This window comes from Meiothermus sp. (genome assembly GCF_025060375.1).
Lineage (GTDB): Bacteria > Deinococcota > Deinococci > Deinococcales > Thermaceae > Meiothermus.
In genome coordinates this window covers 1-14832 of record NZ_JANXCG010000062.1, presented here as the reverse complement: position 1 = coordinate 14832, position 14832 = coordinate 1, and the positions used below count along the sequence as shown (strand labels likewise).

The window sequence follows — 14832 nt, the reverse complement described above, 5'->3', positions numbered from 1 at the left end:
AGCGGCTCAGGGGTCTTTTCCCTGTGGGATTTCACCCGTGCAGCGTTACGTGTACCTCAGTCCAGCTTTGACGGATGGGCCAGCAGGTGGTCCTGCACTTGATTTGCTAAAGTAGTCCCAAGCCGGTGCGACGGGGCTCGCCTATGCCCATACCCTACCCCGCAGTTCTTGTCCTTTCCTTGACGGCCATTGTGGCGGTCTACAGCCTGGGCATGGCCGGCGTGTACGCCCTGCCTTGGATGATGTTTTTCACCGCCATCACGGCCAGCATCTATGGGCTGATCCCCGGCCTGCTTTCGGCGGCGGCCTCGGTGGCTGGGCTACACCTTTTCCGCTCGAGCCTCCTGGATTACCTGGTCATGGGCTTCATCCTCTTCCTCTCGGCCTACCTGGCCCACCAGGTGGGAGAAAGCCTGCGGCGGGCCCACCGACGGGCCAAGCAACTGGCCCAGGTCCAGGAAGTCTTTCTGCAAGGCCTGGAGGTGGTGCCGCGCTTTTTTGAACGCCACCAGCTCCTGCGGGAGCTGCCCAGACTGCTCTCGCGCCTGCTTCGAAACAGCCATCTCCGGATTTGGGTCTTCAGCGGGGCTGGGCGGGTAGAACTGCTGGAGGCGGAGGGTCCGGAGGCGCCAAGCGAGCTGGTCTGGCAGGCCCTGCGGGAACGCCGCCCAGTCTGGCTCGAGCCTGCAAGGGTGGCCTGGCTGCCCGATGGAGGCAGCTACGAACTGGCGCTCCCCCTGCTGATGCGGGAGGAACCGGTGGCGGTCCTGCAGATTGTCCGGACCGAGGCCTGGCGCCCCGAAGAGCTGGAGCTCTTTTCCCGGCTGGCCCAGACCATCGGGCGTCAGCTCGAGCACCTACACGACCTCGAGCTGCGCCGCCTCCTGCTCCAGGTAGCCGACCGCCTGGCCACCGCGGACAGCAAGTACGAGGTAGCCCGAACGGCTCTGCGGAGCCTGATGCCCGCTTTGGGGATGGAGGCCGGAGCGGTTCTTCAGTACCGCCGGGGGGTGCTTCGGGGCATAGCCTGGGAAATCCCCAAGGAATTGCGTCCCAAACTGGTCCCGCTGGCCCGGGAACTCCAGTGCCACCAGGGCCCGGCCTGGCAGGCCTACCACAGCGGGATGCCCTTCTTCACCGAGAGCTACAGCGCCCACCCCGGGGCTCTGCCGGAGCTCAAACAGCTCGGCTTCGAAACCCTGGTGGCCTATCCGGTCCACACCCGCGACGCTATGAAGGGTCGGGTAGTGCTGGTGCTGGCCCACCGGGGCCGGCTGGCCTGGACACGGGGGCGAAAGGAGATCCTCCTGGGGGTGGAGCGGCTTCTCAGCTCGGCTCTGGAGCGGGCCCTACAGGATGAGCTGTACCAGCGGATTAACCGGCTGCTCACCGAGGCCTGGTCGTACCCCTCCCAGGAGGTCTACCACCGCATTCTCGAAGCGGCGGTAGAGCTGGTTCCGGGCAGCAAGACGGGGAGCCTTTGGATATGGGAGAAGGGGGCCTACGTCTGCCGCGCGGCGGTGGGGAGTGCCTGGGATTGCGGGGTCCAGATGGGTGAGGAGGGGATGCTCGAGTGGTACGCCGAGGGCTCGGCCCAGGCTCTGGAAGGGAGACCCCGTATCCGCCTGGGGGGTGGGGAAGGCGCAGAGGCCACCGCCAACCTCTGCCTCCCGGTGGCTCACCAGGGTCGGGTGCTGGCCTACCTGAACCTGGACAGCTCGCAGGACCCCGAGGCCTTTGCCGAGGACTCCCTGGCTGCGGTTCAGCTCTTTGCTACCCCCATCGCTACCCTGGTGCACGAGCTGCAAAACCGCGCAGCCCTGGAAGAGGCTGCCCTGACCGATGGGCTCACCGGGCTGTACAACCGCCGGGCCTTTGACCTGAGGCTCAAAGAGGAGGTCGAGCGGGCCCGCCGCTACCGCTATCCCCTTTCCCTCCTGGTGATCGACCTGAAGAACTTCAAACCCATCAACGACCATCTGGGCCACGCGGCGGGCGACTGGGCGCTGCGGGAGGTGGCCCGGGCACTTCTGCAGGGGGGACGGGCCGGGGATCTGGTCTTCCGCTGGGGCGGGGATGAGTTTGCGGTGCTGCTGCCCCAGACCGATGCGGAGGGGGCCCTGGTGGTGGGGCGGCGGCTCCTTGCGGCCATTGGGGCGGTCTGCCTGGAGGGCTTATGCCTCTCGGCCAACCTGGGGCAGGCCACCTTCCCCCAAGAAGCCCGGAGCGCCGAGGAGCTGTTGCGTCTAGCCGACAACCGGATGTATGCGGACAAGCGGGCGTCTCCCTAGGTTGGGACTGAGCCGGCCTGCTTAGAATGGGGCTCATGCTGAGAGCAGTGCCCGGAAGTAACGACATCTTCCCCCAGGCCAAGGAGTACCCCTTTCGCGAGCCGGTTTTTCGTCACATCGTGAGGACTGCCGAGGAGGTTTTGCGGAATGCGGGAGCCCAGATGATCCACACCCCTATCTTTGAGCAGCTCGAGGTCTTTCAAAGGGGTGTGGGGCTCACCTCGGATATCGTTGTCAAGAAGGAGATGTTCGTCCTGGAGGACCGGGGCGGCCGGCTCCTGGCCTTGCGCCCGGAACCCACCGCGGCTGTTGTGCGGGCCTACAACGAGCACGGCATGAAGGTCTGGCCCCAGCCTGTGCGGCTTTTCACCTGGGGCCCCATCTTTCGCGGGGAGCGGCCGCAGAAGGGCCGTTACCGGCAGTTCCACCAGGTGGACTACGAGGCCTTGGGCCTGGCCGACCCGCTGCTAGACGCCGAAGCCATTGCCCTGATGGTCCGGATTTACAGAACTTTGGGCCTTAGGAACCTCGAGGTCAGGCTGGGCTCGGTGGGCGACCCAGAGGATCGGGCTCGCTATAACCAGTACCTGCGGGGGTTGCTCATGCCCCATGCCGACCGGCTTTCGGAAGAGTCCAGGGCCCGTTTGGAGGCCAACCCCATGCGCATTCTGGACTCCAAAAGTGAGCAGGACCAGGCGGTTTTGGCTGAGCTTGGGGTAAGGCCGATGCTCGAGTTCTTGGGCGAGGAGGCCCAGGCCTTCCACGAGCAGGTCTGCCGCTACCTGGAGCGGCTGGGGGTGGCCTATACGGTGGACCCCAGCTTGGTGCGGGGTCTGGACTACTACGTTCGCACCGCCTGGGAGGTCCACCATATGGCGATAGGGGCCAAGTCGGCCCTCGGGGGTGGGGGCCGCTACGATGGGCTTTCGGAAATGCTGGGCGGCCCCCGGGTGCCTGGGGTGGGTTTTGGGATTGGGATTGAGCGGGTGGCCATTGCCCTGGAGCAGGAAGGGGTGGTTGTCCCTCCCGACCCCTCCCCTACCCTCTACCTGGCCCCGCTGGATGAGCCTGCCAAGATAGAGGCTCTGGCCTTAGCTGAGCAACTGCGGCCTAGGGTCTATGTGGAGATCGGCTACACCCCCAAAAGCCCGCGTAAAGCCCTCGAGGACGCCCTCAGGAAAGGAGCCCAGTACGTAGGGTTCCTCGGTGAAGCCGAGCGGGCCAGGGGGGTGATTACCCTCAAACACCTGCAAAGCGGTGAGCAAAGGGAAGTGGAGCCTTTTCAGCTCCACAGCCTGTTTGAAGAATAGAACCCAGATCAGAGTTCCCTCAGCGCCCGTTGCAGAGCTTGGCGTTTATCCTCCTCCTTCTTCTGGTAGCCGCGCCGGCCTCGAGCGAGCGCCAGAAGCAGCTTGGCCTTGCCTCTCTCGTTGAAATAGATTTTGAGGGGCACCAGGGTAAGGCCCTTTTGCTCCACGCGCGCCCTGAGCCGGTCCAGCTCCCTCCGGTGGAGCAGGAGCTTGCGGGAACGCCTGGGCTCATGGTTGGCATAGCCGCCCTTCTCGTAAGGGGCCACATAAAGGTTTTCCAGAAAGAGCTCGTTGCCCTGAAAACGGGCGAATGCCCCGGTGAAGTCCACCTGGCCTCCCCGAATGGACTTCACCTCACTTCCCTTTAGGGCCAGCCCCGCTTCAAAGGTCTCTAAGACCTCGTAGTCATGCCTGGCTCTGCGGTTTTCAAGACCCGCCATGGGCTTTATGTGATATTATTCACGATTACTAGGTTCGTGAAAAAAATATCCCGAAAAGGCTCAGTGGTCCTTATCCGGCAACCCCTTGTCCTTGACCAGAAAGATGAACATAAGCAGCAAAAGCAGGATGACCACCGCCGCAGCTATGGTAATGGCTTCGTCCATACAACCTCCGGGAAAAGTCTATCACTTCTCCTATAGACTGAAGCCGTGACGCTGCCCAGGGTTCCGATGCTCGCCTATGACTGGGTGCTCATCAGCCTGGTCCTCCTTATCAACTTGGTGGGCCTGATCACCCTCTACAGCGCCGCCCCAAGCAAGGCGGTGTGGACACAGCAAGTGGTCGCCGTTCCCATATCCGTGGCCCTGGCAGTCTTGGTACAAACCCTATCCCGCCGCCAAATTTTCTCCTGGGCCTTCCCGCTATACGGGCTCTCCATCGGGCTTCTCGTCCTTGTCCTGCTTGTAGGCCGGGAGATCAACGGGGCCAGGGCCTGGTTTGATCTGGGACCTGCCAGCTTTCAGCCCAGCGAGGTAGCTAAAATCAGCCTGGTGCTGGTGTTGGCCCGGGTGCTAGCCCTGCGGCCCCTTGAGCGGCCAACCGACTACCTGCTGCCCATCACCATCGCAGCACCGGTACTGGGCCTGGTGCTCATCCAACCCGACCTAGGTGGAACCCTGGTGCTCCTCGCTGGAGTGCTGGGAATGCTTTTTGTGCGGGGCATGCCCCCACGGCACATCCTGGTCAGCTTGGCAGTTGCTGCAGCCTTGCTGCCCACGGTGGTCTGGCCCAACCTAAGCCCCTACCAACGAGAACGGGTAGCCATCCTCTTTGACCTCTCCAAAGACCCGCAAGGAAAAGGCTTTCAGCAAATCCAATCCACCATCGCCATCGGCTCGGGCGGCCTCACCGGAAAAGGCTTTGGCGCTGGCACCCAAACCCAACTGGGCTTCGTTCCAGAACGGCAAACCGACTTCATCTTCTCGGTGCTGGCTGAGGAATGGGGCTTTGTGGGGGCTGTGGGGTTGCTCTTCCTCTACGGGCTGCTCTTCTTCCGGCTGGGGCGGATGACCACCGAGTGCGTGCGGCTGGAAGACCGGTTGGTCATCGCAGGCATACTCTCCATGCTGGCCTTTCAGGTTGCGGTCAACGTTGCGGTAACCCTAGGCCTGGCCCCCGTCACCGGCCTCACCCTCCCCTTAGTGTCCAAGGGTGGGAGCAGCCTTCTGGCGGTTTACCTGGGGCTTGGGATAGCTCTTCTAGTCCACCGCGACCGTTACCGGGAGGCGTAATCCGGTCCAAGAACCACCACCACGCTGTAGCCAGCGGGTTCCAGGCGCAGGCGGGTCTGCAAGGGGAGGTGCATCAGGTCGGCCAGGTCTTTGGCAAGCATAAGGGCCGAGGATTCCCGGCCTGAGGAGGAGACCCCACTCTGCACCAAAACCTGGCTCCGACCCCCGGGCTCTGCCAGGCGCACCTCCGGAGGGGAAAGGCCAAGCTCGAGGAAGCCCTGCCGAAAACGTTCCCCCAGGCCCACGCCGCTTCGATCCAGCAAGAGAACCCTAAGCCCAAGGGCCTCAGCCTGTACTAGCCGCGCGATGGCCTCAGCGTCGGTGCGGTAGCCCAGAAGGGCTGAGGTAAAAGCAGGCATAGCCACAGGGTCAGGGACAAGGTAGGGGCCCTCCTCGAGGGTGGGCAAGGTAGCGCTGCGCAGCACCACCCCGCGCAACCCTGGAAGCAACTCCAGCACCTGGGTAAGCGAGAGGTTTGTCTCTAGGGAGCCCCAAAGGGAAGCCGCCACCCCGGGTAGGCGGGGCCAGTAGCGGGGGCTTTGGGCTTTCTGGGCAACCTGCTGCAAAACCTCCTTAATCCGGTCTATCCGGCCCAAATCAGCACCCTCCCAGCGGCGAAAACGCATGTACTTGACCGCGTCCTTTCCGTCAAGGTGAAGCCGGCCAGCAGGAAAGTCTATGTACAGGCCCGCCGCCCGGTCGGTGTAGCGCATGGGGTAGGGCAACTCCACCTCAACCCCATCCACCGCATCCACCAGGCGCATCACCGCTTCAAAGGTGAGGATGAGGTAGTGCTGTACCGGAACACCCAAAACATCCTGAACCGCCCAGCGCAACCCCTCTGGGCCCGCCCGCTCGTAAACTGCGTTGATTCTCCCGAAAAAAGGGCCGCTTGGGGTCTCGCCCCGGTAGCGCAGGTCGCGAGGAATAGCCACCAGGGTCGCCTCAGCCCCCTGAAGGCGGAGGTAAAAGATGGTGTCGGTCCGGCGGCCAGGCCCACACGGGGTATGGTAGCCGCAGTACTCGGTGTCCCGCGCGGCCACCACCAGGCTGAGCTGCTTAGGAAGTTCCTGGGAAAAAGCCGGGCCCGGCCCACCCTGGGCTGCCTGGGGATGAGACCCGTAGACCAGAGCCCCGGCCAGGAGGAGCAGGGAAAGGCCGAGCAGCAGAAAGGAAAGGCGAGGGGTTGGGGTCTTCAGCCGCGCTGGAACCATGACCGTTACACCCTGGGGCAGGGCGGCCGCTGCAGGGCCTCGTAGGCCGCCCGCGTGCGCGGATGCGGCTCAATGCCCCGGCTCTGCAGGTAGTTGACCTTGCAGGCCACAGCCTCCCTATAGGCCTCCAGGAGCCTGCCTTCCAGGGCCCGCTGCCGAATTTCGTGGTTGACCCCCCGACCCGGCTCAGAAACATCGGCCACATAGAGGGCCATACCAATTTGGTGTGCGGGGTCCACACCGTACACGTGCCCCTCAACGGCCTCCAGCACCTCCTCGTCCTGGACACCCCACTCCCGGGCCATCCGCCGGGCCGCGCGGCCGTGTAGGGCCAGAGGATGCCGCCGCTCCACCTCGTTCTCTGGTGGTGCCAACAGAACAAGCTCCTCGGGGCTTAAATCACGCGCGGCGTCGTGCAGTATCCCCGCCAAATAGGCTCGCTCTGGGTCCAGGCCGTTGGCCCTAGCAATAGCAGCGGCGAGCTCGGCCACCCGAAGGATGTGCGCAAAGCGCTCAGGCCTCACCCGCTGGCGCACCCTTTCCACGAAATCGGTAGCTGCAACAGGGTTGGTCAAATCCTCCCCCCCAAAGGCACCACACCTGCCGAGTAGCAGGCTACCAGCATCCTCGGAAATTTCCAACACCCTTGCGCCAAGGGCCAAAAAAAGCTATAGTTTTCAGATGGCTGGGTTTTCACCCGAGCTTTTTGGTCTGGAGAGTGCAGCATGTACGCAATTATCAAAACCGGTGGAAAGCAGTACCGGGCCGAGACCGGCAGCCGGTTGCGGGTGGAGAAACTCGAGGCCAACCCCGGCGAGACCGTGGAGTTTGAGGCGCTGATGCTGGGCGGGGAGCGGACCGTAATCGGAACCCCCACCGTTCCGGGAGCCAAGGTGGTGGCCGAGGTGGTGGGCCACGGCAGGGGCAAAAAGGTGGTGGTTGCTAAGTTCAAGGCCAAGGTCCAGTACCGCCGCAAGCGGGGTCACCGGCAGCCCTACACGGAAATTGTGGTGAAGGAGATTCGCGCCTGAGGAGGCAACTATGGCACACAAAAAGGGTTTGGGTTCAACCAAAAACGGGCGCGATAGCCAGTCCAAGCGGCTGGGGGTCAAACGCTTCGAAGGCCAAGTGGTTCGCGCCGGGAACATCTTGGTGAGGCAGCGCGGCACCAAGTTCCGCCCTGGCCCCGGGGTAGGCATGGGGCGTGACTACACCCTCTTCGCCCTGGTGGACGGGGTGGTGGAGTTTGCCGACAAGGGGCGGATGGGCCGCTTCGTCCGGGTGAGACCCCTAGAAACTGCCCAACCCAGCCAAGAAGTGCGGGGCTGAAGCCCGGGAGCGGCTTTGGTCCGCCGGCTTTCTGGCAATGTTCAGGGATATCCTGGAAATCCAGGTAGAGGCCGGGCGAGGAGGCGACGGCTGCATCAGCTTTTGGCGGGAAAAGTACATCGCCAAAGGCGGCCCCGATGGAGGCGACGGGGGCCATGGGGGCTCGGTCATCCTGCGGGCTCGAGGCGAGGTAGACTCGCTTTCCACCCTATCCAAACGGGTGTACAGGGCGGAAAACGGCCAGCACGGCATGGGTAAGGGCCTAGCGGGCCGCTCAGGCAGGGACCTGGTGGTGGAGGTACCCCGCGGCACGCGGGTCTACGATGCGGAGACCGGGGAGCTGCTGGCTGATCTGGTCGAGGAAGGGCAGACCTTCGTGGCGGCTCGAGGGGGACGAGGCGGCTTCGGAAACCCTCGGTTCGTAACCCCTACCCGACAGGCCCCGCGCTTTGCCGAGGCCGGGGAGCCAGGAGAAAAGCGCAGGCTGCGCCTGGAGCTGATGCTCTTGGCCGACGTGGGCCTGGTGGGTTACCCCAACGCAGGAAAGAGCAGCCTGCTCGCCGCGGTTACCCACGCCCACCCCAAAATCGCCAGCTACCCCTTTACCACCCTCTCCCCCAACCTGGGGGTTATCGAGCGGGACCTCGAGCGGCTAACCCTTGCTGATATCCCCGGTATCATCGAAGGAGCCGCCCAAGGAAGAGGCCTGGGGTTGGAATTCCTTCGGCACATCGCCCGCACACGGGTGCTCCTATACGTGCTGGACGGAAGCGATAGGCCAGCCGAAGCCCTGCGCACCCTTCAGGAGGAACTCCGGGCCTACAACCCCGAGCTGCTCACCCGGCCCGCCCTTATCGCCCTGAACAAGGTAGATCTGCTGAGCCCTGAGGAGGTAGAGGAATACCTTGCACAGCTGGCCCAGAGCGGGCTACCAGTCCTGCCCATCTCCACCGTAAGCCGCGTGGGGCTGGACGAACTGGTGGAAGCCCTCGTCGCCCTGGTCAAGGCCGCCCCGCGGCCGCGGCTTGAGCAGCCCAAACCCAGGCCCGCGCCCAGCGAAGAGATCAGGGTGGTCCAGGTGGCCGAGGGGGTGTTTGAGCTGGAAGCCCCCCATCTAGAGCGCCAGCTCAACCGAATCAGGGGCGATCTGATGGAGGCCGCGGGCTACCTCCAAGAACTCTTCAGGCGCCACCGGGTGGAGCAGGTCCTGAAGGCTCACGGGGTGCGGGCTGGCGACACGGTGCGCTTTGGAACCCACGAGTTCGAGTACATCCCTGAGGTAGTATAAGGAGGAATGGTCAAAACCCTCGATGCCCTAACCCTGATCGCCGAAATCAGAGAAGCCTTGGAGGACAAAAAGGCCCTGGACGTGGTGGCCCTTGACCTGAGGGAGGTCTCCGATGCTCTGGACTACTTTGTGATTGCCACCGGAACCTCCCAGCCCCACCTGCAAGCCCTGGAACGCGCCGTTCAGGAAAGGCTGCAAAACCAGGGTATCCGCCCTGAGCACGTGGAAGGGCCCAGTCCCCGCTGGGTTCTCCTGGACTACGGCCCGGTTCTGGTGCACCTGATGAGCCCGGAGGCCCGGGAGTACTACGACCTCGAGGGATTCTGGGCCGATGCCAAGAGGCTATAGCCCGAACAGCCCGAAAAACCCCTCACGGGCCCACGAGAGAAGCTCCCCCAGGGGCTGACGAAAGACCGTGAGGAGCAGAAGCAGGGCCACCACTGCATAGGTGGGGCTGCGCTCCAGCCGCCATATGTAGGGGTGCCAGCGCAGGGGGAGAAAGCTCTGCAGGATTTTGGAGCCGTCCAGGGGAGGGATGGGCAGCAGGTTGAAGACCGCCAGGACCAGGTTGACGCTGGCTGCCACCGCCAGGGCCTGCACCAGGCCGCGAAGGGGCGCCCCCGGATTTTGCAGAAGGCCGGCCTCGAGCAGGTAGCGGAGGAAGAGGGCCAGGGCAGAAGCAATTAGGAGGTTCACGAAAATTCCCGCCACCGAAACAACCAAAAGCCCCAACCGGTATGAGCGGAAGTTGGGGGGATGGACGGGTACCGGCTTGGCCCAGCCTACCCCGACCAACAGGACCAGCAGGGAACCGATGGGGTCGAGGTGGCGAAGGGGGTTTAGGGTCACCCGCCCCTGCTCCTTGGCAGTGGGGTCCCCCATCCAAAGCGCTGCTGCCGCATGACCCCACTCATGCAGGGCGAGCGAAAAGGCCAGCACCACCACCACCAAGGCAAAGGCCAAAGGGTCGCTTTGCAGCAGGGATAAAAGCCCCATCTACAGCCCCATGGCGGAGAACAAGCCGTTTAGAAGACCGCTCAAACCAGCTCGAACAGCGGGAAGAATCCCGGTAAGGTTGAGCACCAAGAAGATCACAAAGAACCCCACAAACCCGTAGCTTTGGAGCTGGTCCATGAAGCGCCGGGCCTCGGGGCTGCCCACCGCATAGACCACCCGCGCCCCGTCCAAGGGGGGCACCGGGAAGAGGAAGACCGCCGCGTGGCCTACCATGAGCGAGCCCGCCGTCTGCAGGCCCTGGGCAAGGCTCGAGGTGGCTGGCCCCAGGGGCTCCAAAACCCGGCCCAAGAGGATGTACAGGAAGGCCGCCGCGAAAAACCCCAAAGGCCCCATCAGGGCCACCTGGGCCCCCTTGGGCCCGAAAAGCCGCCAGGGAACCAGGCGAGGAAAGCCGAAACCCAAAAGGGCCAGGAACAAAAGCCCCAAAGCGTCCAGGTGGACCCTGGGCTCTAGGGTCAGGAAACCATAGCGCCGGGGCTCGCTGTCCCTGTAACGGTCGGCCAGGTAGGCTTGAAACAGGTTGTGGACCACCAAGCCAAAAGCACCCGCAGCAAAGGCCACCAGATAGGCCAGGGGGTCTCTGCCAAGAAGCTCAAAGAAAAGCATGCTGCCACCAGTCTATAATCCCCAAGCGGAACCCCGCCTGTTCAATCCGACAATCGGGTAGCGACGAAGTTGGTATAGACCGCCCCTTGCTGGTAGAAGGCGTTGTCCATAACCTTGAGGTGGAAGGGCACCGTGGTCTTTAGGCCAGGACCCTCAATTACGGTCTCGGAAAGGGCCCGGCGCATCCGGGCAATGGCCTCTTCCCTGTTCTCCCCGTGCACAATCAGCTTGGCTACCAGGGAATCGTAATAGGGGGGAATGGTGTAGCCGGCGTAGAGGTGGGAGTCCACCCGCACCCCGGGCCCCCCGGGAAAATGCAGCGTCTCCACCTTGCCAATGCTGGGGCGGAAATCCTTCTCATAGTCCTCAGCATTGATGCGGCACTCAATCGCATGCCCCCTTAGCTGAATATCGCTTTGCTGAAGGGTAAAGGGCTCTCCAGCGGCAATCCTAATCTGAAGCTTGACCAAATCCAGGCCCGAGACCATTTCCGTGACGGTGTGCTCGACCTGGATGCGGGTGTTCATCTCCATGAAGTAGAAGTTCCCCTCCGGGTCTACGATGAACTCCAGGGTGCCGGCCCCCTGGTAGTTGACGTACTTGGCAAGGCGGACCCCGGCGGCCAGAATCTCCTGGCGCAAGGACTCCTCCAGCCGGCTGGGGGCTTCCTCAATGAGCTTCTGATTCCGCCGCTGAACCGAGCAGTCGCGCTCCCCCACATGCACCACGTGGCCTTTGCCGTCGCCCACCACCTGCACCTCCACGTGGCGGAAAAGCTCAATGTACTTCTCCAGGATAAGCGAAGGGTCGGAAAAGTAGCTCTGGGCTTCCAGCTGGGCCTGAGCAAAAGCAGTCCTCATCTCCTCGGGGGAGCGCACCACCTTCTGCCCCCGCCCCCCCCCACCCGCACTGGCCTTGAGGAGCACGGGGTAGCCGATGGCCTGGGCTGCCTCGAGAGCCTCCTCCACCGATTGGAGCACGCCCGTCCCGGGTACCGTAGGTACGTTGGACCTAGCCGCAATCTCCCGTCCACCCGCCTTGGAACCCAGGCTGTACATGGACTCCGGGGTAGGGCCGATGAAGACGATCCCGTGGTCGCGGCACATCTCGGCAAACTGAGGGTTCTCGGCCAAAAACCCATACCCCGGATGAATCGCCTCTGCCCCGGTGATGATTGCTGCTGAAAGGAGGTTGGGTATGTTGAGGTAGCTCTGCGCCGAGGGGGCTGGCCCGATGCAGATGGCCTCGTCGGCCAGCAGGACCGGCAGCGACTGGCTATCGGCCTCGCTATGGGCCACCACAACCTTGATCCCTAGCTCGCGGGCTGCCCTGAGCACCCTTAGGGCAATCTCACCGCGGTTGGCCACCATTATCTTCTTGAACATAGCCGATCCGCTCTACACAGGTTCAATCAGGAAGAGAACCTGCCCATACTCCACGGGCTCGGCGTTCTGCACCAGGATTTTCCGCACCACGCCGCTCACCTCGCTCTCGATCTCGTTCATGAGCTTCATGGCCTCGATGATGCAGAGCACCTGACCCTTCTTCACGGTGTCCCCCTCCTTCACGTAGGGCTCAGCATCAGGGGAAGGGGCCCGGTAAAAGGTGCCCACGATGGGGGCCTTGACCTCTACGTACCTCCCGGCCTCCTCTTTGGGGGGTTCAGCCCTGGGAGGAGGCGAAGGCGGGGCGGCCTCAACCGCTGGGACCGGTGGGGCGGCGGGGGCCGCCTGGAACGCCGGCTGGTTCTGAGGAATCGGGGCCGGGGTTGGCACATACTGCACCTCCGGCCCGCGCTTGATGGTGAGCTTGTAGTCAGGGGTCTCCAGGGTGAGCTCTGAAACCTCATGGTCTTGCAGGGCCTGGAGGATGGACTTAAGCTCCTTTGCATTCATGATTGCCTCCAAAAGGGCTAGGGTCTGCTCTGCGGAAGCCAGCCTATAGAAGTATAAGACCAAAGCTGGAACCTACAGCCCGAACCCCGTGGACGAGAAGCAACAAACCCCGGCTACCGCCCAAAGGCGACAGCTCTTCGCTGGGCAAAGCCGGTCTAGGCCCGGCCTAGGTACTCCCCCGTGCGGGTGTCTACCCGGATCACCTCACCAGGCTCCACAAAAAGGGGCACCTGCACCACGGCTCCGGTCTCGAGGGTGGCGGGCTTGCTGCCCCCCGAAACGGTGTCGCCCCGCACGCCTGGTGGGGTATCCACCACCTTCAGCTCCACCGAGGCCGGCAGCACTATCTCCAGCGGTCGACCGTTGTACATGGCCCCCTGCACCACCATGCCCTCCTTGAGGAAGCGGGTCGAGTCAGAGATGCTCTTGGGCACGTGGAACTGCTCGTAGGTCTCCATGTCCATAAAGACCAGCTCCTCCCCTTCGAGGTAGAGGTACTGCAGGTCTTTGGTCTCGATGTAGATGTCCTCCAGCTTCTCCCCCGAGTTGAAGGAGCGCTCCACGATGGCACCCGTCTCGAGGTTGCGGAACTTGGCCACTACCTTGGCCCCACCCCGGCCTATCTTCTGGTGCTGGTACTCAATGCACTGCCAAAGAGCGCCGTCCATCTTTACCTTGGTACCGCTGCGCAAGTCGGTTACGCTGATCATCCAGCCTCCTTGAGCATCCCCAAAAGGCGGGGAAAACCAGAGAACTAGGATAACGAAGGCATCCCCTTGGTTTCAATCCCAGACCAGAAGAGGCGTTGAAGCGCAACCCCCAAAAACTTAGACTGGGCGGGTGCAGCGGCTTCCCCGCGAGGTCTATGCCCTAGGGGCGGTCAGCTTTCTCAGCGACGTGGCCTCGGAAATGGTCTACCCCTTGCTGCCCCTTTTCCTCACGGGCGTGCTGGGGGCCTCCGCAACCCTGGTGGGCCTGGTCGAAGGGATAGCCGAAGCCACCGCCAGCCTGTTCAAGGTGGTGGGGGGCCATCTCTCCGACCGCACAGGAGTCCGCAAACCCTTCCTATTGTTCGGTTACGGCCTCCCGGCCCTGCTGCGGCCTGTACTGGCCCTAGCTCAGGTTCCCAGCCAGGTGCTGGCCTTTCGCTTTCTAGACCGTCTGGGTAAGGGTATCCGCACCGCGCCCCGGGACGCCCTGATTGCCGAGAGCACACCCCCCGAGGCCTACGGCCGGGCTTACGGTCTGCACCGCGCCATGGACACCCTGGGGGCTGCACTAGGACCCACCCTGGCCTTCTTCTTACTGCCCTGGCTGGGATTCCGGGGGGTCTTCTGGGCCTCCGCTCTGCCCGCAGGGCTGGCCGCCCTGGTGGTGTTCCTCTTTCTCAAGGAGCGACCCAAGCCCAAGGCCCAGGCCTTCCCCTTGCGCCCCTCGAGGCTCTCGCCCCAGTACCGCCGGTTCCTGCTGGTGAGCCTGGTAGCGGCCATGGGTCTTTCCTCCAACGCGTTCCTGCTCCTCCGCCTCAGCGAGCTGGGACTCAGCGCAACCCAAACCACCCTGGCCTACACCGCCTACAACCTTCTCTATGCGCTTTTAGCCATGCCTGCGGGGGCCCTTGCCGACAGGGTAGGGTTGCGGCGGATGGTCCTTTGGGGTTGGGCCCTCTACACCTTGGTCTACCTGGGCTTTGCCCTCAGCACAACCGCCTGGCAAGGTGTCCTCTGGCTTATAGTCTACGCCGGCTACAGCGCCGCTTTTGAGGGCAGCAGCCGGGCCTATCTGGCCACCTTGGTACCTCAGGAAGAAAAGGCCGGGGCCATTGGCCTCTACCACACCGCTACGGGCCTGGCCCTCCTCCCAGCCAGCCTGCTGTTTGGAGCGATCTGGGAGCATCTCGGCTCAAGCTGGGCCTTCGCCACTAGCGCCGGCTTTAGCCTCACAGCCCTGTGGCTTTTAGGGCTGGACCTACCCAAAGGCTCCCGCCCCCATGGGAAGGGGTAAAACACTGAACCCATGGCCAGCCCACAAAGGCTGAACCCGGCCAGACACATGTGAGACTGGAGGAGTAAAAATGTGGGGACCACTCCAGGAGAGAGGGGGTCCCCACGGATGCAGCTTACCACGGTTGGCAAAGAGGTTTTGCGGG

16 protein-coding genes are annotated in these 14832 nt (G+C 63.4%); 8 read left to right on the top strand and 8 right to left on the bottom strand.

The window, feature by feature from the left end; genetic code table 11:
* Window positions 1-143: 143 nt before the first annotated feature.
* Together NZ849_RS07820 and hisS are read left to right on the top strand one after the other, a co-directional pair.
* Window positions 144-2291: a diguanylate cyclase gene (locus NZ849_RS07820; protein ID WP_295405859.1), complete on the top strand. Its 2148-nt coding sequence runs from the start codon at window positions 144-146 to the stop codon at window positions 2289-2291.
* 35 nt (window positions 2292-2326) lie between these two features.
* Window positions 2327-3601: a histidine--tRNA ligase gene (gene hisS, locus NZ849_RS07815; protein WP_295405857.1), complete on the top strand. Its 1275-nt coding sequence runs from the start codon at window positions 2327-2329 to the stop codon at window positions 3599-3601.
* Window positions 3602-3609: 8 nt separating this feature from the next.
* On the opposite strand, the gene smpB is transcribed toward hisS, so the two are convergent.
* Window positions 3610-4041, bottom strand: coding sequence for an SsrA-binding protein SmpB (gene smpB, locus NZ849_RS07810; protein WP_295405855.1), 432 nt, complete (start codon window positions 4039-4041; stop codon window positions 3610-3612).
* Window positions 4042-4251: 210 nt separating this feature from the next.
* Between smpB and rodA the strand changes: the two genes are divergently transcribed.
* Entirely contained in the window at window positions 4252-5334 is a 1083-nt protein-coding gene (gene rodA / locus NZ849_RS07805; RefSeq protein WP_295405853.1) for a rod shape-determining protein RodA, read from the top strand.
* Here rodA and NZ849_RS07800 read toward each other — a convergent pair.
* Window positions 5319-6548 carry an LCP family protein gene (locus tag NZ849_RS07800; protein WP_295405851.1) on the bottom strand — a complete coding sequence of 410 codons (1230 nt, stop codon included), beginning with the start codon at window positions 6546-6548 and terminating at the stop codon, window positions 5319-5321. The two genes, rodA and NZ849_RS07800, sit on opposite strands and share 16 nt — an antisense overlap.
* Window positions 6549-6553: 5 nt before the next feature.
* Window positions 6554-7123: a bis(5'-nucleosyl)-tetraphosphatase (symmetrical) YqeK gene (gene yqeK, locus NZ849_RS07795; protein ID WP_295405850.1), complete on the bottom strand. Its 570-nt coding sequence runs from the start codon at window positions 7121-7123 to the stop codon at window positions 6554-6556.
* A gap of 150 nt (window positions 7124-7273) precedes the next feature.
* On the opposite strand from yqeK, the gene rplU reads away from it, so the two are divergent.
* Genes rplU through rsfS form a run of 4 tightly spaced genes read left to right on the top strand, consistent with a single transcriptional unit; the run spans window position 7274 to window position 9513 of the window.
* Window positions 7274-7579 (top strand): 50S ribosomal protein L21, encoded by a 306-nt coding sequence (gene rplU / locus NZ849_RS07790; RefSeq protein WP_295405848.1) that lies wholly within the window; start codon window positions 7274-7276, stop codon window positions 7577-7579.
* Window positions 7580-7589: 10 nt separating this feature from the next.
* Window positions 7590-7877, top strand: a complete 288-nt coding sequence (gene rpmA, locus NZ849_RS07785) for a 50S ribosomal protein L27 (RefSeq protein WP_295405846.1) — start codon at window positions 7590-7592, stop codon at window positions 7875-7877.
* 37 nt (window positions 7878-7914) lie between these two features.
* Window positions 7915-9165, top strand: a complete 1251-nt coding sequence (obgE, locus tag NZ849_RS07780) for a GTPase ObgE (RefSeq protein WP_295405844.1) — start codon at window positions 7915-7917, stop codon at window positions 9163-9165.
* A 6-nt stretch (window positions 9166-9171) separates the two neighbouring features.
* Complete coding sequence (gene rsfS, locus NZ849_RS07775) at window positions 9172-9513, top strand: ribosome silencing factor (protein ID WP_295405842.1); 342 nt, start codon at window positions 9172-9174, stop codon at window positions 9511-9513.
* Here rsfS and NZ849_RS07770 read toward each other — a convergent pair.
* From NZ849_RS07770 to efp, 5 genes are all read right to left on the bottom strand, one after another.
* Window positions 9508-10161 (bottom strand): site-2 protease family protein, encoded by a 654-nt coding sequence (locus tag NZ849_RS07770; RefSeq protein WP_295405840.1) that lies wholly within the window; start codon window positions 10159-10161, stop codon window positions 9508-9510. The two genes, rsfS and NZ849_RS07770, sit on opposite strands and share 6 nt — an antisense overlap.
* Complete coding sequence (locus NZ849_RS07765) at window positions 10162-10788, bottom strand: site-2 protease family protein (protein WP_295405838.1); 627 nt, start codon at window positions 10786-10788, stop codon at window positions 10162-10164. It lies immediately after the preceding gene.
* 41 nt (window positions 10789-10829) lie between these two features.
* Window positions 10830-12173 carry an acetyl-CoA carboxylase biotin carboxylase subunit gene (accC, locus tag NZ849_RS07760; RefSeq protein WP_295405835.1) on the bottom strand — a complete coding sequence of 448 codons (1344 nt, stop codon included), beginning with the start codon at window positions 12171-12173 and terminating at the stop codon, window positions 10830-10832.
* 12 nt (window positions 12174-12185) lie between these two features.
* Window positions 12186-12683: an acetyl-CoA carboxylase biotin carboxyl carrier protein gene (gene accB / locus NZ849_RS07755; RefSeq protein WP_295405833.1), complete on the bottom strand. Its 498-nt coding sequence runs from the start codon at window positions 12681-12683 to the stop codon at window positions 12186-12188.
* Window positions 12684-12838: 155 nt separating this feature from the next.
* Window positions 12839-13393, bottom strand: a complete 555-nt coding sequence (gene efp / locus NZ849_RS07750; protein WP_295405831.1) for an elongation factor P — start codon at window positions 13391-13393, stop codon at window positions 12839-12841.
* A 130-nt stretch (window positions 13394-13523) separates the two neighbouring features.
* Here efp and NZ849_RS07745 point away from each other — a divergent pair, with 130 nt between their 5' ends.
* Window positions 13524-14687: an MFS transporter gene (locus NZ849_RS07745; protein WP_295405829.1), complete on the top strand. Its 1164-nt coding sequence runs from the start codon at window positions 13524-13526 to the stop codon at window positions 14685-14687.
* Window positions 14688-14832: the final 145 nt, after the last annotated feature.